Source organism: Sulfuriferula thiophila, from assembly GCF_003864975.1.
GTDB classification, from domain to species: domain Bacteria; phylum Pseudomonadota; class Gammaproteobacteria; order Burkholderiales; family Sulfuriferulaceae; genus Sulfuriferula; species Sulfuriferula thiophila.
In genome coordinates this window covers 177,778-195,362 of sequence record NZ_BHGL01000033.1, presented here as the reverse complement: position 1 = coordinate 195,362, position 17,585 = coordinate 177,778, and the positions used below count along the sequence as shown (strand labels likewise).

Annotated in this window: 18 protein-coding genes; 10 read left to right on the top strand and 8 right to left on the bottom strand. The window is 53.1% G+C overall.

Annotated features, from left to right (window positions below):
- Nucleotides 1-132 precede the first annotated feature (132 nt).
- From clpS to rfbA, 4 genes are all read left to right on the top strand, one after another.
- A complete protein-coding gene (gene clpS, locus EJE49_RS10745; RefSeq protein WP_124950650.1) occupies nt 133-441 on the top strand; it encodes an ATP-dependent Clp protease adapter ClpS in 309 nt (102 codons plus the stop codon).
- A complete protein-coding gene (gene clpA / locus EJE49_RS10740; protein ID WP_124950648.1) occupies nt 442-2,697 on the top strand; it encodes an ATP-dependent Clp protease ATP-binding subunit ClpA in 2,256 nt (751 codons plus the stop codon).
- Between the two features lie 71 nt (nt 2,698-2,768).
- Nucleotides 2,769-3,833, top strand: coding sequence for a dTDP-glucose 4,6-dehydratase (gene rfbB / locus EJE49_RS10735; RefSeq protein ID WP_124950646.1), 1,065 nt, complete (start codon nt 2,769-2,771; stop codon nt 3,831-3,833).
- Nucleotides 3,830-4,714 carry a glucose-1-phosphate thymidylyltransferase RfbA gene (gene rfbA / locus EJE49_RS10730; protein ID WP_124950644.1) on the top strand — a complete coding sequence of 295 codons (885 nt, stop codon included), beginning with the start codon at nt 3,830-3,832 and terminating at the stop codon, nt 4,712-4,714. Before rfbB ends, rfbA begins: the two co-directional genes overlap by 4 nt.
- Nucleotides 4,715-5,019: 305 nt before the next feature.
- Here the strand turns inward: rfbA and EJE49_RS10725 are convergent, their stop codons facing one another.
- Genes EJE49_RS10725 through EJE49_RS10715 form a run of 3 tightly spaced genes read right to left on the bottom strand, consistent with a single transcriptional unit; the run spans nt 5,020 to nt 7,080 of the window.
- Nucleotides 5,020-5,265: a hypothetical protein gene (locus tag EJE49_RS10725; RefSeq protein WP_124950642.1), complete on the bottom strand. Its 246-nt coding sequence runs from the start codon at nt 5,263-5,265 to the stop codon at nt 5,020-5,022.
- Nucleotides 5,266-5,284: 19 nt separating this feature from the next.
- Nucleotides 5,285-6,406: an FIST signal transduction protein gene (locus tag EJE49_RS10720; protein ID WP_124950640.1), complete on the bottom strand. Its 1,122-nt coding sequence runs from the start codon at nt 6,404-6,406 to the stop codon at nt 5,285-5,287.
- Nucleotides 6,406-7,080, bottom strand: a complete 675-nt coding sequence (locus EJE49_RS10715; RefSeq protein WP_189941853.1) for an ERCC4 domain-containing protein — start codon at nt 7,078-7,080, stop codon at nt 6,406-6,408. Before EJE49_RS10715 ends, EJE49_RS10720 begins: the two co-directional genes overlap by 1 nt.
- A 54-nt stretch (nt 7,081-7,134) precedes the next feature.
- Between EJE49_RS10715 and EJE49_RS10710 the strand changes: the two genes are divergently transcribed.
- The 3 genes from EJE49_RS10710 to EJE49_RS10700 are packed head-to-tail and all read left to right on the top strand — an operon-like array spanning nt 7,135 to nt 8,570.
- Entirely contained in the window at nt 7,135-7,536 is a 402-nt protein-coding gene (locus EJE49_RS10710; RefSeq protein WP_124950636.1) for a hypothetical protein, read from the top strand.
- A 6-nt stretch (nt 7,537-7,542) separates the two neighbouring features.
- A complete protein-coding gene (locus EJE49_RS10705; protein ID WP_124950634.1) occupies nt 7,543-7,809 on the top strand; it encodes a SemiSWEET family sugar transporter in 267 nt (88 codons plus the stop codon).
- Nucleotides 7,806-8,570, top strand: a complete 765-nt coding sequence (locus EJE49_RS10700; protein WP_189941851.1) for a DUF3025 domain-containing protein — start codon at nt 7,806-7,808, stop codon at nt 8,568-8,570. The genes EJE49_RS10705 and EJE49_RS10700 overlap by 4 nt, the downstream gene beginning before the upstream one ends.
- Nucleotides 8,571-8,573: 3 nt before the next feature.
- Here EJE49_RS10700 and lysS read toward each other — a convergent pair whose 3' ends face one another.
- Nucleotides 8,574-10,076 (bottom strand): lysine--tRNA ligase, encoded by a 1,503-nt coding sequence (gene lysS, locus EJE49_RS10695; RefSeq protein ID WP_124950630.1) that lies wholly within the window; start codon nt 10,074-10,076, stop codon nt 8,574-8,576.
- Nucleotides 10,077-10,078: 2 nt separating this feature from the next.
- Nucleotides 10,079-11,183, bottom strand: a protein-coding gene (prfB, locus tag EJE49_RS10690) for a peptide chain release factor 2 (RefSeq protein ID WP_124950628.1) whose coding sequence is annotated in 2 segments (ribosomal slippage) — nt 10,079-11,101 and nt 11,103-11,183 — 1,104 coding nt in all. Because the reading frame shifts where the segments join, the coding sequence is not laid out codon by codon here.
- Between the two features lie 97 nt (nt 11,184-11,280).
- Between prfB and EJE49_RS10685 the strand changes: the two genes are divergently transcribed.
- Nucleotides 11,281-11,547 carry a hypothetical protein gene (locus EJE49_RS10685; RefSeq protein ID WP_124950626.1) on the top strand — a complete coding sequence of 89 codons (267 nt, stop codon included), beginning with the start codon at nt 11,281-11,283 and terminating at the stop codon, nt 11,545-11,547.
- Nucleotides 11,548-11,775: 228 nt separating this feature from the next.
- Nucleotides 11,776-12,675 (top strand): diguanylate cyclase domain-containing protein, encoded by a 900-nt coding sequence (locus EJE49_RS10680; RefSeq protein ID WP_124950624.1) that lies wholly within the window; start codon nt 11,776-11,778, stop codon nt 12,673-12,675.
- A 12-nt stretch (nt 12,676-12,687) separates the two neighbouring features.
- Here the strand turns inward: EJE49_RS10680 and EJE49_RS10675 are convergent, their stop codons facing one another.
- Together EJE49_RS10675 and EJE49_RS10670 are read right to left on the bottom strand one after the other, a co-directional pair.
- A complete protein-coding gene (locus tag EJE49_RS10675; RefSeq protein WP_124950622.1) occupies nt 12,688-15,174 on the bottom strand; it encodes an ABC transporter permease in 2,487 nt (828 codons plus the stop codon).
- On the bottom strand, nt 15,171-15,860 hold the full coding sequence (locus tag EJE49_RS10670) for an ABC transporter ATP-binding protein (protein ID WP_124950620.1): 690 nt from the start codon (nt 15,858-15,860) through the stop codon (nt 15,171-15,173). The genes EJE49_RS10675 and EJE49_RS10670 overlap by 4 nt, the downstream gene beginning before the upstream one ends.
- On the opposite strand from EJE49_RS10670, the gene EJE49_RS10665 reads away from it, so the two are divergent.
- Nucleotides 15,859-16,485, top strand: coding sequence for an arylesterase (locus tag EJE49_RS10665; protein WP_124950618.1), 627 nt, complete (start codon nt 15,859-15,861; stop codon nt 16,483-16,485). The two genes, EJE49_RS10670 and EJE49_RS10665, sit on opposite strands and share 2 nt — an antisense overlap.
- A 154-nt stretch (nt 16,486-16,639) precedes the next feature.
- On the opposite strand, the gene EJE49_RS10660 is transcribed toward EJE49_RS10665, so the two are convergent.
- Complete coding sequence (locus EJE49_RS10660) at nt 16,640-16,960, bottom strand: Hpt domain-containing protein (RefSeq protein ID WP_124950616.1); 321 nt, start codon at nt 16,958-16,960, stop codon at nt 16,640-16,642.
- Nucleotides 16,961-17,585 lie beyond the last annotated feature (625 nt).

The window sequence follows — 17,585 nt, the reverse complement described above, 5'->3', positions numbered from 1 at the left end:
ACTTTTTACTCCTGAAAAAAAGATTTTGCAAGCGCAAAGTGAGTTTTTTTAATTATTTTCAAACGAATACTTGAAATATTCGCCTGAGACGTCAAAATGAAGACTTGATAGACCAATTAATGAAGTGAACAGATGGCTACGCGACATCGTGATGACACACTGCTAGCCCCTAGCAAGGCGAAAATCGAACCACCGCCTATGCATAAGGTGATGCTACTGAATGATGATTACACGCCCATGGATTTTGTAGTGCATGTACTGCAGCAATTTTTTCACAAGACACATGAACAAGCCACGCAAATTATGCTCAAAGTACATACAGAAGGTCGCGGAGTTTGTGGGTTATACCCCGTAGACATTGCTGCAACAAAAGTCGCTCAGGTGCTTGCATTTGCTCGCCAACATCAACATCCGCTGCAATGCGTGATGGAGGAAAATTAAATGATCGCCCAAGAACTGGAAGTTAGTCTGCATTTGGCCTTTATGGATGCGCGGCAAAAACGCCACGAATTCATTACCGTCGAACATTTGCTATTCGCCATGCTGGACAACCCCTCAGCGGCGGAAGTCTTGCGCGCCTGCGCGGTCAACGTCGATACCTTGCGCCAGCAACTGGGTGATTTCATCGCCGAGCACACCCCTACCGTTGCTGGTACTGAAGACATCGACACGCAACCCACGCTGGGTTTTCAGCGCGTCATCCAGCGCGCTATCCTGCATGTGCAGTCGTCGGGCAAGAAAGAAGTTACTGGCGCCAATGTGCTCGTTGCCATTTTTGGCGAGAAAGATTCCCATGCTGTTTATTTCCTGACACAGCAGGGCTTAACCCGGCTTGATGTGGTCAATTACATATCACACGGCACCAGCAAAACAACGCAAAATGAGTCGCAGCGCAGCGAATCAGCTCCGGAAAATACGGAAGAAGCCGCACCGGCTTCCGCGCTGGATAGCTACACATCGAATCTAAACGTCCAGGCCCTGGCTGGGAAAATAGACCCGCTCATCGGCCGTGACAGCGAACTGGAACGTGTTATTCAAACCTTATGCCGCCGGCGCAAGAACAACCCGCTACTGGTAGGCGAGGCCGGTGTCGGCAAGACCGCCATCGCCGAAGGCCTGGCGCGCCGCATAGTCGAGGGAGATATTCCGGAAGTGCTGGAAGACAGTACGGTCTACTCTCTGGATATGGGCGCATTATTAGCCGGCACCAAATATCGCGGCGATTTTGAACAGCGCCTCAAAGCGGTATTAAAGCAACTGAATGCTGATGCCAAGGCCATCCTGTTCATCGACGAAATACACACGCTGATTGGTGCAGGTGCAGCATCTGGCGGTACGCTGGATGCCTCTAACTTGCTCAAGCCAGCCTTGTCGTCTGGCCAACTTAAATGCATAGGCGCAACCACCTTCACCGAATATCGCGGTATCTTCGAAAAGGATCACGCACTCTCACGCCGTTTCCAGAAGATCGATGTGAACGAACCGAGCGTGGAAGAAACCATTGCGATTTTGCGCGGCCTGAAATCACGCTTCGAAGCACACCATGGCGTGAAATACACGGCGTCCGCACTCACTACTGCGGCGGAGCTGTCAGCACGTTATATCACTGACCGGCATTTGCCCGACAAGGCTATCGACGTCATTGATGAGGCCGGTGCCGCACAACGCATACTGCCCAAATCCAAACAGAAAAAAATCATCAGCAAACGCGAAATCGAAGAGATCGTCGCCAAAATTGCACGCATACCGTCCAAGCATGTTAACAGCGATGATCGCGATGCACTGAGAACGCTGGATCGTGACCTGAAAGCTGTGGTGTTTGGTCAGGATAACGCGATCAACGCACTGTCCTCTGCAATTAAAATGGCTCGTAGCGGCCTGGGCAATCCGCAGAAACCTATCGGCTCCTTCCTGTTCTCCGGCCCGACCGGCGTCGGCAAAACCGAAGTAGCTCGGCAACTGGCCTATACCATGGGCATAGAACTGATACGCTTCGACATGTCGGAATACATGGAGCGTCATGCGGTGTCCCGCCTGATTGGCGCCCCACCGGGCTATGTCGGTTTCGATCAGGGCGGCCTGCTCACCGAAGCTATCACCAAGACTCCTTACGCAGTGCTGTTGCTGGACGAGATTGAAAAAGCGCATCCTGACGTATTTAATGTGTTGTTGCAGGTCATGGATCACGGCACGCTCACCGACAACAATGGTCGCAAAGCCGATTTCCGTAACGTGGTCATCATCATGACCACCAATGCCGGTGCTGAGTCACTTACTAAAACCAATATTGGTTTTACTACTTCGAAACAGACTGGTGATGAAATGGCCGATATCAAGCGGTTATTTACGCCTGAATTCCGCAATCGTCTGGATGCGACCATATCGTTTGCGCCATTATCGCAGGACGTCATCCTACGCGTGGTCGACAAGTTCCTGATGCAGCTCGAAGACCAGTTGCACGAGAAAAAAGTCGATGCCCATTTCACCGATGCGCTCAAAGCCTATCTGGGCAAAAAAGGCTTCGATCCGCTGATGGGTGCACGCCCCATGGCGCGGCTGATTCAGGATACCATTCGTCGCGCGCTGGCCGATGAATTGCTGTTTGGTCGCCTGGCCAACGGTGGTTCAGTGACCGTCGACATTGATGAAAACGATAGCGTGAAATTGATTTATTCTGAAGAACTGGCTGTTATTTAACCCATCCCGGTTATAAATCACATACAGGGTGAGCTCGCTCACCCTGCTTTTTTTGAATAAGCGAAATACACATGATTTTAGTCACAGGCGGTGCCGGTTTTATCGGGGCGAACTTTGTCCTCGACTGGTTAGGCGAGACGGATGAACCCGTCATCAATTTAGACAAACTTACCTATGCAGGCAACTTGCAAAACCTGGCGAGCATCGCTTCTAACCCTCGCCATATTTTTGTGCAAGGAGACATCGGCGATCAGGTTCTGATTGCCAGGCTTTTGAGTGAACACCAGCCACGCGCGGTAATCAATTTCGCCGCTGAAAGCCATGTTGACCGTTCTATCCATGGCCCGGAAGATTTTATCCAGACTAACGTCGTCGGCACCTTCCACTTGCTGGAAGCTGTACGGGGTTACTGGGGTGCGTTATCTGACACAGCCAAAGCCGAATTTCGCTTCCTGCATGTATCGACCGATGAAGTCTATGGCTCTCTCGGCATGGACGATGCACCGTTTACCGAGACCACCGCATACGCGCCCAACAGCCCATATTCGGCATCGAAAGCCGCATCCGATCATCTGGTACGCGCTTACCATCACACTTACGGCATGCCAGTACTGACCACCAATTGCTCCAACAATTATGGCCCCTACCAGTTCCCGGAAAAGCTGATTCCACTAGTGATGATGAATGCACTGGCCGGAAAACCGCTGCCAATTTACGGCGATGGTCTGAATGTGCGCGACTGGCTGTATGTCGGCGACCACTGCAGCGCAATCCGCGCTGTGCTGGCCAATGGCCACGTAGGCGAGGTTTACAACATCGGCGGCTGGAACGAAAAAACCAATATCGACGTGGTGCAAACCATTTGCACCATGCTCGACGAACAGCATCCTGATTCGCCAGTCACCCCCCATGCTGAACTGGTGACCTACGTTAAAGACCGGGCAGGTCATGACCGACGCTATGCGATCGATGCGAGCAAGATCCAGCGCGAATTAGGCTGGTTGCCGGCAGAAACCTTCGAGACCGGCATCCGCAAAACAGTAGCCTGGTATCTGGCCAATCAGGACTGGGTTGCCAACATTGCCAGCGGCGAATATCGTCACTGGGTAGAAAAACAATACGGAAGCAAATCATGAACGCACGCAAAGGCATTATCCTCGCTGGTGGCTCCGGCACCCGCTTATACCCCGTCACCCAGGCAGTCTCCAAACAACTGCTGCCGGTATATGATAAACCTATGATCTACTACCCGCTGACCACGCTGATGCTGGCGGGCATCCGCGACATCCTGATTATTTCTACCCCCCAGGACACGCCTCGTTTTGAGCAACTGCTGGGCGATGGCAGCCAATGGGGTATTAACCTCAGTTACGCAGTGCAGGCTTCGCCAGACGGTTTGGCGCAGGCCTTCATTATCGGCGCAGACTTCATCGGCAACGCCAACAGCGCACTGGTGCTGGGCGACAACATATTCTATGGCCACGAGTTCTCCGACGACCTGCGCACCGCATCAGCCAAGCCCACTGGAGCGTCGGTATTTGCCTACCCGGTACATGATCCGGAACGCTACGGCGTAGTAGAATTTAACGATGCCGGTCATGCCATCAGCCTGGAAGAAAAACCGCTGCAGCCCAAATCACGCTACGCAGTCACCGGCCTGTACTTCTACGACAACCAGGTCATAGATATTGCCCGCAACCTCAAGCCATCACCGCGTGGCGAGCTGGAAATAACTGACGTCAACCGGCATTATCTGGACATGGGGCAACTGCACGTGGAAGTCATGGGCCGCGGCCATGCCTGGCTCGACACCGGAACACATGAGTCGTTGCTGGAAGCATCAACTTTTATCCAGACTATTGAAAAACGCCAGGGTCTGAAAATATCCTGCCCGGAAGAAATTGCGTACCGCCAGGGCTACATTGATGCCGCTCAGGTAGAAAAACTCGCGCAGCCGCTAGCCAAGAATGGCTATGGCCAATACCTGCTGGCGATGCTGAATGAACGGCTATTTTAGTCATGGCACCCACTCTTCAGCATTCCTGAAGCGTTCGCCCAAGAAGAGCACCTGAAGTTTACAGCCTACCCATACGCATTAATGCGCCACATACTCATTGGCAGGTATGGGTTTGCTGTATACCCCCTCACTGCAGCTCATCACAGCCGTGCTTCAGTTGAAAAAAGCGTTGCTGGTCGGTTTCGACACCTTCAGCGATAACGGACAGATTCATAGCTGCGCCAACAGCTTTGTCAAATAAGATCAAAACGGCAACTGACAAACCACTTCTCGGCCAGATAGCACAAATTAACAGACAGACACCCCTAGGCTACTTGTATATGCGCTTTCACAGCATTCAGCGCATCTTGCAAAGTATCTTCCGTCAACTCATTCAGGGATTCAGCCAGCATTTCGGCTGCTTCCAGCGTAACTGCTGGTAACTTTTCGCTGTCCAGCTCGGCAACGAATACCGCCGCTGCACCGCTGACCCTTAACAGACCATCACGCTCGCGCATCAGCATCTCAAGTTCATTACGCAGCATGGAAATTTCTTGTTGGGTTTGAGACATAATCGATCTTCCTAAAAAACTAAATAAACAACGTCAGTACGCCGGTATATCCGTACAGACGATCATGTGAAATTTCGCCATTGGCAAAAAAACCAACCAGTGGCACATCCCCCAATACCTGCTGGATCAATTCCAGTTCGGCAGATTTGGCACCAAACAGACTTTCACCGCGACCCAGACAAGAATAATATACCGCACCGCGTGGTGTTGCAGGCAAACTTGTTTGCAAATCCTGCAGCATAGTGAGCATATCTGTCTGCGCGGCACCGGCATCACGTCGGCAAAACAACACTTCAGCGGCAGGCGGCACAATATCACTGATCGCAACCAGACGCTCTGCCGTGTCAGCTCCAATTAAATTACGTACCAGATAATCCCGGCTATCACAGCCAGGGATACTCAATGCCACAAAAATATAACCGGCAGCCTTGCTCAGATCGCGTGCCAATATCTCGCCGATATCCTCATACAGCACATCCAGCGCAGGACGCCCGTCCAGGCTGATCAGGATATTCTCATGGCTGGCAGTTACCTGATGTCGCGGGCCTATCGGTGTGACGCCCTGGCTTAACCGCGTCATCACCGTAATCGCATCAGTAAACATCACTCCGGACAAACCGCCATGCACCACCTCATCCGCCACCTGCAGTGATTGAAAGCGCGAGCTGCTGATACCGCCGGTCACAAAACCGGTCGCCATGCCCGCAGCAACCGACTGGATCAACTCAGGGATTTCAGGATTGCGCGCATCGCCATGCACCAGCGCATAATGCGCTGGCTGACCATGCACCCCGAAGCCATCCAGACTCGACACCACCTGATCGACTGCAGTCACTGGTGCAAATACCCGGAACGACCCTACGGGAAACTCACCCAGCATCACAACGATAGCAGATTCATCCAGAAACTCGTGCCCGGTGGCACAGACACCGATACCCACTGAACCCACCCATTCGCTGATTCCGGTTTGCTCACGCAGTTGCGCCAGCATCTCGGTCAAACGGTTGGCATATAAATCAGTGACGTATACAAATCCAAGATTTGCGGTCGGACGCACTGGCAACAATTGCTGCACGCAATCCTGTACCGCCTCGCTCCATTGACCCAGAGTGGAAAATGCATAGGCGAATGGCTGGCTCATTATCTGCTAGCCCCCGGCCATTTTGCATCCAGCACTTTGCGCATGCGCGCAGCCGCCTGCGGGCTGATACCCGCCACCTGTGCCAGTTCATCCACCTCGCCAGCGAATACCGCGGCAGCGCTACCAAAATGATCCAGCAAGGCTTTAGCCATCACCTCATTGATACCCGGCAAGCCCTCAACCAGATAGCGCTGACCATTGACCGGGTCAAATGGCTTGCCATTACGCATCACGATAGGATGACCTAAACCATGCTGCGCCTGAGACGCCATGGTGAATAAAATTTCTGCTGTGAAACCTTCGCCCGGGCTGGGCACCAGAGGTATCCCTTGCATCACCGTCAACCATGCGATCGCCTCGCGAATGACGATAGGGTCGGTGTGAAAGCGACCACCATAAATATCACCTTCCACAATATAAATCGGCTGGTCGTAACTGGCTTTAAGCTTGCCCACTTCACCAAACAGACGCTTGTCCATAATCGCCAAGGTAAAATCTGTTGCAGATTTGCGCTCGACTACCACACCGCCGCCCAGATCATAATCGCCGCAATCCAGTTCGGTGCTCTGGGTGGACAAACCTTTAAAGCTGCCCGGATACGCCTGCCAATGTTGCAGCACTGCGGTTTTTTCTTCACGTGGATGGTAGGTGATAATCGTTGTTGTATCAGTCATAATCATGCACTCAAGTTAAATACTGGTAACCGCTATTCTACGGAGTTCGACACCATGCGCCTATGGCTAATTATTACAGCACTACTCATCACCCAAAACAGCTATGCAGAGTTTGATCCCAGCGGCGCCGTTGTTGAGTGGACAGGCAAAATTACCCGCCAGTATCGTTCAGGAGATGATACCTGTTTTGAACTGCAGCGACACAACGCCAGTCCGGCCACATTCAAAACCTGCGTATTTGGTTATTATGACCCCGCACAGTTTAGCGCAGGAAAATGGCTGAAGGTCAGCGGCACGCTACAACCTGCCAATACCGATACCTTGCCACTGGTACTGGGTGCACAGGTCAGCCTGACCTCAGCTCCGCTACCACCGCATCGGTATTACCGCGACCCTTGGTATAATCCCTACCATGATCCCTTCTTCACTCCTTATCACCCATATTCTTACTGGTAGGCCAATATGATCAATCAAGACTGGGTCGGCCTGGCTGCCGGCACCCTGACCACCATCTCTTTCGTCCCTCAGGTAGTGCAGATCTGGCGTACCAAACACGCCGACGACATCTCCACCAGCATGTTCGTCATTTTCATGACCGGTGTTGCGCTGTGGCTGCTGTATGGCATCTATCTCGACGCGCTGCCGGTCATCATCGCCAATGCTATCACCCTGTTACTGGCAGCCACCATCCTGATCCTCAAGTTTCATTTTCACCGCAACAAATCGTGAACTGGCAACCCGACTGGCTGGCGCGCTCGCCGCTGTTCGCACCATTAACCACATTACCGCAAGCGCTCACTCACAGCGCAGGCTGGATAGACACCAACCAGCTCAACCAGTTTGCCACAGAGCATGGCATTCGCAATGTATCCGGCCTCAGCATACAGTTTTCGTCCGATACCAGTGCACTGGCCTACGAAGCCCAAATTGCCAGGACGGGACTGGTTCCTACCCGGCCATCCAACTGGCACGACTACTTCAACGCGCTGGCCTGGCTGATCTGGCCACACAGCAAAGCGGCACTCAATCAACTGCACGTTCTTGCCGGTATCACCCCGCAGCGCAATCGCCAGCGTGACGCACTCACCCTGCTCGATGAAAGCGGGGTCATCGTCGCCTGTGCAGATCCCGCATTATGGCAACTGCTGCAACAACATCAATGGCATGAGTTATTTGTGGTAAATCGTGAACGCGTAGAAAAAGAAATGGCATTTCATGTGCTGGGCCATGCGCTCTACGAAAAAGCGCTGCAGCCGTATCCCGGCATGACCGGGAAATGCCAGGTAATCATGGTGGAGGGAGATTTTTTCGGACTGGATAACACGCAACGCCAGCACCAGCTTGACCGCCTGCTGGCACAGCAACTGCTGCAACATCCGCCGCTGACGCCGCGCGAATTTGCCGCATTGCCAGTGCTGGGCATCCCCGGCGTTACCCCGGAGAATACCCAGCCTGCGTATTATCAAAATACACAGGTATTTCGACCGTAACGCTTATTCCGCGCGCATCTGCGGGAACAGGATCACATCACGAATGCTGGCGCTGTCGGTCAACAACATCACAAAACGATCAATCCCGATACCGCAACCGCCAGTCGGTGGCAAACCATACTCCAGCGCACGAATGTAGTCCGCATCGTAGTGCATCGCTTCTTCGTCGCCGGCTTCTTTCTGCCGTACCTGCTCCATGAAACGCTCGGCCTGATCTTCCGGATCATTCAACTCGGAAAAACCGTTAGCCAATTCACGGCCGGTCATGAACAACTCAAACCGTTCGGTAATATCGGGCTGGGTATCGGAACGACGCGCCAGCGGTGACACTTCAGCCGGGTAATCAATGATGAACGTCGGCTGCATCAATTGCGTTTCCGTGGTTTCCTCAAAGAAACTCAGTTGCAGTCCGCCCAGACCATCGGTCGCACGGTATTTACCTTTGTTGCTTTCAAACCAGTTGATCAGCCAGTCGCGGTCATTGAGCTGCGCTTCGGTATAGTCAGGGTTGTATTTACGTACGGCCTGGACGATAGTCAAGCGGTCAAACGGCTTACCCAGATCAATGATCACCCCGTTATAACTGACTTGCTCGCTGCCGGTAGCGACACGTGCAGTTTCACGCAGCAGCGCTTCGGTAAAGTCCATCAGGTAACGGTAATCACGGTAGGCCTCGTAAAATTCCATCATGGTAAATTCCGGGTTATGCCGGGTCGACAACCCTTCATTACGGAAATTACGGTTGATTTCAAATACTTTTTCCATGCCACCTACCACCAGACGCTTCAGATACAGCTCGGGCGCGATACGCAGGAACATCTCCATATCCAGCGCGTTATGATGAGTAACGAAAGGCTTGGCTGCAGCACCACCGGGGATAGGGTGCATCATCGGGGTTTCCACCTCGAGGAAGCCATGCCCCATCATGAACTGACGGATCGCCTGCACGATTTTGGAACGAGTAATAAACACATGACGCGAATCGTCATTGGTCATCAGATCAACATAACGCTGGCGATATTTCTGTTCCTGATCCGTCAGGCCATGGAATTTTTCAGGCAATGGCCGCAGGGATTTCGCCAGTAAGCGCACGCTATGCGCCTGCACCGTCAGTTCACCGGTTTTGGTGCGAAACAGCACGCCGGTTGCACCGACGATATCGCCCAGATCCCAGTGTTTGAAGGACTGGTGAATATCCTCGCCAACCAGATCGTTGCTCAGATAAATCTGCAAACGCCCGCTCATATCCTGCAAGGTAGCGAAACTGGCCTTGCCCATCACCCGCTTCAGCATCATGCGCCCGGCAAATTGCACAGTAACCGCCTGCTCGGCCAACGCCTCCTTGCTGACCTCGGCATATTTCACATGAATATCACCGGCAAAATCGGTGCGCTCGAAATCATTAGGGAACGCCACTCCCGCCTCGCGCAGCGCAGCCAGCTTGGCGCGCCGCTCGGCAATAATCTGATTCTCGTCCTGATGTTCGGCTGGAATATTGTCAGTCATGCTTACACCCCTTGTTTCAAACTGGCTTGGATAAATTCATCCAGATCGCCATCGAGGACTTTCTGGGTGTTGGATATTTCAACGTTGGTACGCAAATCCTTGATGCGTGATTGATCAAGCACATAAGAGCGGATCTGATGCCCCCAGCCCACATCGGATTTGCCTGCTTCCAGCTTATCCTGTTCGGCCTGACGCTTGCGCAGTTCAGCTTCGTACATGCGCGATTTGAGCATGGACATGGCTTCGGCACGGTTTTTGTGCTGCGAACGGTCGTTCTGGCACTGCACCACGATACCGGTCGGAATATGCGTGATCCGCACAGCGGAATCGGTTTTATTGATGTGCTGACCACCAGCACCACTGGCGCGGTAAGTGTCCACACGCAAATCCGCCGGATTGATATCGACCTCGATCGAATCATCCACTTCGGGATACACGAACACGCTGGCAAACGAAGTATGACGACCGCCGGACGAATCGAACGGCGACTTGCGCACCAGCCGGTGCACACCTGTTTCGGAGCGCAGGAAACCGTAGGCATATTCACCATCCACCTTGATACTGGCCGACTTCACGCCAGCCACATCGCCGTCGGAAACTTCCAGCACTTCTGTCTTGAAGCCTTTGCGCTCACAATAGCGCAAATACTGGCGCAACAACATCGACGCCCAGTCGCAAGCCTCGGTACCACCAGCGCCCGATTGAATATCGATAAAGCAGTTATTAGGATCCATCGGATTAGCGAACATGCGGCGGAATTCCATGCCTTCGACTGTCTTTTCCAGCGCGGCAACATCTTCGCCGACCGCTTCCAGCGTATCGTCGTCATTTTCTTCGCGCGCCATGTCGAACAGGTCGCGTCCATCACGCAAGCCTTGCTCCAGACTTTGTATCGTCAATACGACGTTTTCCAGGGATTTTTTCTCGCGACCCAGTTCCTGGGCGCGCTTTTGATCATTCCAGATCGCCGGATCTTCGGCGAGGACATTAACTTCTTCTAAGCGATTTGACTTGGTATCGAAGTCAAAGATACCTCCGAAGTTCTACGGTACGTTGAGCCAGGTCGGTCAACAGGGAGTCTATCTGATTAAGGCGTTCGGCTTCCATAATAGGGGCAATGTGCTTAAAACCGTGAATTATAACATCGTCATGGCCCACACTTCACGAGTAGAATACCGACTTTACCCCCGTTACCGGCAAAATCATGAAAAAAACCGACCTCTACAAAAACCTCGGCATCAAAATCAACGACCAAATGAAAAAAGCCGGGGTGCCAACACGTTCCGCAGCAGATGCCGCATTGCCTGACCGTCGTGAGCAGCGCAAGCTTGATCAGGCACAAGGCCTGGTACCTTTTGCCGTCAAACTCAACATTGATCTCGTTACCGAATTAAACACATTAGCGAAAACCCGCGAAATCAGCATCAACGAACTGACCGCTGAATTACTGCGCAGCGCACTGGCTAAATAAGCATATGACGACCAAGGTCGTCATGTACTTAGCCGCATCGCCCACCGCCAAAATCTGAGCCAACCTACCCAGCCTCATTCCGCAGCATCCATCTATAGCAAGAACGGGTTTAAGCAAACTCTGCTTGTAAAAAACAAAAATAAAGTATTTAATTAAAACCTTACATCCAATAATGATAACAACGTTGGCAACCCATCACGTACCTGATTAAAACAATTAGAGAGTGCGATGCTAAACATTGATGAAGACGTCCTTCAGGCAGCACTTAAACAGCTCAAGCAAGCTGTGTACAACCATGAGTTATGGCACAAGGAACTCACTCGTACAATTATTGGCCGTCTGCCCTGCGAGCAACGGGATTTGGCGCACAATGCGCACCATTATTGCTGTCTGGGTTTATGGTTTTATCAGCAAGCACCCGCCACGCTGCGCGACCATCCAGATTTCGCACCGTTACGAGCCGCGCACAAACATATCCATGAATCAGCCGCGCTATTGCTTACCAAACTGACCACCGAAGCAACCATCACCCTGTCCGACTATGATAAATTCAATATCGGTCTGGAACAGTTCCGTCTGGAAGTCAAAACCCTGGAACGGGAAATCGAAGGCATACTCTACAACCGCGACCCGCTGACCGGTGCTGAAACACAACACGCGATGACCACCGAGCTGCATAAGCTGTCAGAACAAGTGCGTAGCAACATTCAAACCTGCAGTATCGCGGTGATGAATCTCGATCACATGAAACACCTCAATGACACATACGGCCATGACATTGGCGACCGCGCGCTGTCAGTCGCTGTGCGCTATGTCGTTGATCAGCTACGGCCTTATGACCGGGTATTCCGCTTAAATCACGAAAAATTCCTCATTTCCATGCCCGGCACAGACCTGCAGACCAGCTATGCTGCCATAGAACGCATACGCCACAAGCTGCAAACGCTGGCCGTCGCCTATGATGGCCCCAAACCGATATTCGTCACCGGCTCTTTCGGACTGGCATTGCTCGAAGCTGATGCCAGCCCGGAACAAACCGTTCAGCAAGCGGATCAGGCCATGTATGCGGCAAAATCAGCCGGGCGTAACTGCACGCGCATCTGGGACACTACTATCGCCAGCGACTAACGCGCCCGCTATCTAAATGTCGCGCAAGGTCACCAGTGGCGGCACCCGACTTATGCCCCACAACCCGGCCACTCCGGCAACAGCCACACCAATGCCTCCCAAACCCATGGCCACCAGCCACAGCAACGGATCAACATGATAGGGCAAGTTGAATACCTCGCTACTCAGCCCCCAGCCGATCGCGCTGGCACCCGCAGCAGCGAGCAAACCTGCCAATATGCCAATCGCCGCAAATTCAGTGACCTGCGCCAGCCACAATTGCTGACGGCGGGCACCCAGCACTCGCCACAATGCAGTTTCCAGCGCACGCTCATCCCGCGTCGCCGCCAGTGCGGCATACAACACCACCAGCCCCGAAGCGAGACTGAACACAAACACGAATTGCACCGCTGCACTCACCCGATCCAGCATATCCTGTACGGTTTGCATAATGGCTGAGACGTCAATCACGGTCAGGTTCGGATAAGCCTGCACCATCTCATTCAACAGGCTGACTTTTGCTGCCGGCAGATAAAAACTGGTGATGTAGCTGGCCGAGGTATGTTGCAATAATGCAGCATTAGCGACCACAAAAAAGTTCACTTTAAAACTATCCCAGTTCACTTTACGCAAACTGGTAATGCGCGCCGATATCGGCATACCACCCACATCGAAACGCAATGTATCACCCAGCTTAAGATGCAGCTTGTCAGCAATGCCCTGCTCTACCGAGAACTGCGGTACAGCAGTCGCCTCACGCCAGCCACTGCCACTGACAAAATCAGTCGCAGCATCCAGTTGTTTGGCATAGGACAGATTAAATTCCCGGTCCAGCAACCGCTGCGTCTGCTGATCAGCATAATTCGCGCTATTCACTTCCCGCCCGTTAATCGCCATCAGGCGCCCACGTATCATCGGATACAGCTCGGCATCAGCCAAATCATGCTGACGTAAGAACGCTTGTAACGACGCTACCTGATCGGGCTGAATATTGATCACAAAACGGTTAGGTGCGTTAGCCGGCAACGTCGAATGCCAGTTATTCAACAAGTCCCCACGCACCACTGTCAGCAACAGCAATGCCAGCATGCCCAGCGTGAACGCCGCCACCTGAATCACGCTGCTGCCGGAACGCCGACGCAAGTTAAGCAAGCCCTGCCGCCAGCTGCCATGACCCCGCGCACCCAACCAGCCTGACGCCAGCACCAGCCACCATGACAACAACACCGTCACCAGCAAAGTTGCCGCCAGCCCCGCCAGCACCAGCAAGGTCATCCGCACATCGCGTACCTGCCAGAACAGCAGCGCAGTCATCGCAGCCAAACCCGCCACATAACTGACAGCACCAAGCGCATCAACTGCCACCGCATCCCGCCGCAGAATACGCAATGCCGGCGTGCGCCGCAGCATAAATAAGGTAGGCAGACTGAACCCCGCCAACAAGACCAGACCGGCCAATGCCGCCTGCAAAAAAGGCAGCAGTTCAACTGGCGGCAAATCCAGATGCGCCAGCCGCCCCAGTATGGATGCCAATACCGCTTGCCCGGCATAGCCTAATGCCATCCCCGCCGCTGCTGCCAGCACGCCCAGCCCCGCAATCTGCAACGCATAAAGCGTAACGATAGTGCGCTGACTGGCGCCGAAACAGCGCAGCAAAGCACATGCATCCAGATGGCGGCGCAAAAAATGCCGTGCCGACAGCAGAATCGCCACCGCTGCCAGCAGCGCGGCCAGCAATACCGCCAGCCCCAGATAACGTTCCGCCTTGTCGAGCACATCGCGAATTTCCGGTCGGGCATCACGTGCCGTCAACAAGCGCTGACCACGCTGCAACTGCGCTGCCAGCGTAGTGCGGTAAGCCTCTACCGCATTACCCTTACCGGCAATTAGCAAACGGTAATTGACCCGGCTGCCGAGCGTAATCAAACCGGTGGCCGGCACATCGAGCTGATTCATCAGTAAACGCGGTGCCAGATTAAAAAAATTGCCACCACGATCCGGCTCGCTGGTCAGAATAGCCGCCACCTTGAGCTGGCTATAACCGAGTTGCACTGCATCGCCCGGCTTGAGCTGTAACGCACTGGCCAGCCGCGCCTCCAGCCATACCGTACCGAGACGGGGAATATCACGGACGGGACGATCCGCACCGAATGCACTGTCCGCGATACGTAACGTGCCGCGCAATGGGTAACCGCTGCTTACCGCCTTGATTTCAGCCAGATTGCTGGCGCTGGCGGTACTCACCATACTGGGAAACTGGGCTGTTTGTGCCGTAACCAGCCCCCGCCGTTGTGCCGCAACGCTCAGTGCCGGAGCCAGCGCATGATCGGATGCCAATACCAGATCCGCCCCCAGTAAGCGGTTACTCTCCTGACTCAGCGCCAGATGCATGCGTGCGGTAAAGGCATTTACTGAAGCCAGGCCAGCCACAGCTATCAGCACTGCCAGCACCAGCACCCGCAGTTCACCCGCCCGCCAATCGCGCAGCAGCAAACGCAGCGCCAGCCGCACGATATTCATGCCTGACCTTCCAGATGCCCGGCATGCAACGCCAGACGTCGGCTGCAGCGGGCGGCCAGCTGACTGTCATGAGTTACCAGCACCAGCGTAGTACCCTGTTCGCGATTAAGCTCAAACAACAAATCAATCACCCGCGCACCGGTATCTGCATCCAGATTGCCGGTGGGTTCGTCCGCCAGCAACAGCGCCGGATTGACAGCGAAGGCACGCGCGATGGCAACGCGCTGCTGCTCGCCGCCGGATAATTGCTGTGCACGATGCTGCTGACGATCAGCCAGCCCAACCCGCTCCAGCCAGTGTTGTGCGTTTTTCCTGGCATCAGGCAAGCCATTCAGCTCCAGCGGCAACATCACATTTTCCAGCGCGGTCAGGGTCGGCAATAACTGAAACGACTGAAATACGAAACCAATCAATTCACCGCGCAATCTGGCGCGCCCATCCTCATTCATCGCCCCAAGTGACTGCCCCGCCAGCCATACTTCGCCGCTGCTCGGCAGATCCAGCCCCGCCAGCAAGCCAAGCAGAGTCGATTTACCGGAGCCGGACGCACCCACGATGGCGACAGATTCGCCCCGCTGGATGGCGAAGCTGGTAGGATGCAATATCGTCAGCGCAGCGTCGTTCAACACCACTTGTTTGGCAAGATTAACGACATGCAGAATAGAATTATGGGCAGGAGTAGTCATGGGCTTTAGAAAGTTATTGCTGTTGTTGTGCTTCATCCTATCCGGTACGGCACATGCTGCACCGGTGATACTGGTGTTCGGCGACAGCCTCTCGGCAGGCTATGGTCTCGCCGCTCATCAGGCCTGGCCAGATTTATTACAGCAACGCCTCAGCGCCTCGCAGCAAAAATGGCGGGTAGTGAATGCCAGCATCAGCGGTGAAACCACAGCCGGTGGACTTACCCGGCTGCCAGCCGCCCTCGCCCAATATCGTCCGGCTATCGTCATCCTCGCACTCGGCGCCAATGACGGGCTACGCGGTTTACCCCTGAACAGCATGCAAACCAATCTCGACGCGATGATCACCCTCATCCGCAAATCGGGCGCGCGCACCCTGCTGGTCGGCGTACGCCTGCCATCCAATTATGGCATAAGCTACACAGTAAAGTTCCAGCAGACATTTGTGACGCTGTCACAACGCCATCATATCGCCTTAGTGCCATCACTGTTAGCCGGCATAGAAACCAGATCCGAGCTGTTCCAGACCGATGGCCTGCACCCGGTTGCTTCAGCTGAAAGTGCAGTGATGGAAAACGTATGGAGAGAATTGCTGCCGCTGTTAACGGCAGCAAACAGGAAGCATTAACGCTTGTGTAAAAAAGGCAACATCCACGCCAGCACATCGTCGCGCTGGATAAAGTGATGTTTCAGTACAGTGACTGCATACAAATAATAGAAATGCCAGCCTAACGTATGCAGGATTTTTCAGAATCAGTTTTTCGAGTTAGTGATGACCTGAATTAACCGTTTTCATCACCGGAATACGCCACCTCGACCCGTTTAAGATAATCGGCAAGCTGTTCCAGCAAATCGCCAATTTTCATTTGATCTTCCTGCCTGGCAGCCAATTCCATCGCATTACCGATTTCAGTCACAAATGCAAACCCATAACTATCGCCGACGCCTTTCATATTATGTCCGGTGACATAAATAGCCTCATATTGCCCTTGTGGTAAAGCAGCTCTGATCAGGTCAACATCACGCTGGCAGTAGTCAAGAAACAACGGCATCAGTTTTTTCAAATCCGGATCTGCATGGATAATAATTTTAGCTGATTCCATATCACACCTTTTAAAATAGCAGCACTGAGTGTAGTTGCTTTACGAACAAGCTAAATCAATTTGGATAATCTGTTAGCGCCTGTAAGCGCGGGCATAGTCAGCACGCACCATCGGCATCCTTGCTGTCTCGCACTTGAACCTCGCCGTTGCGATTATCCCATGCTGAATTTTTTACTGTACGTTCAAATGTTAAACATTGTTAACTTTGCTTTTCAAGAATGACTCAATCCGCTCAATTAACACTCAAGGATGTGAAATCTCTGCAATAAGCAGGTCATACCTGCAGCACCACGACGATAGTGCATGCTGGATTTGCCACTTGAATGCCAAAACACGATGCCCAGCCAAATCGGCAGTAGTTAATGCACCAACAATGCGCGGCAACTTGTCATGGCGCGCCAGAAAGCACACTGCATGTAGTTCAGCGCCGGCCATACACAACCAGAATAAACATAACATATTGATTATAAATAATATAAATTCAAACAGACGCTCATGTTACGTTTGGCAGTATTTTTGCTTCTTAAACCTTAACGGGCACAGAATTACTAGCAAGCACAATCTTCCAGTAAATGCTAAAACGGCAGACGCTTATCTTTCTATCGCAGTCGCTACGCTAGCCATT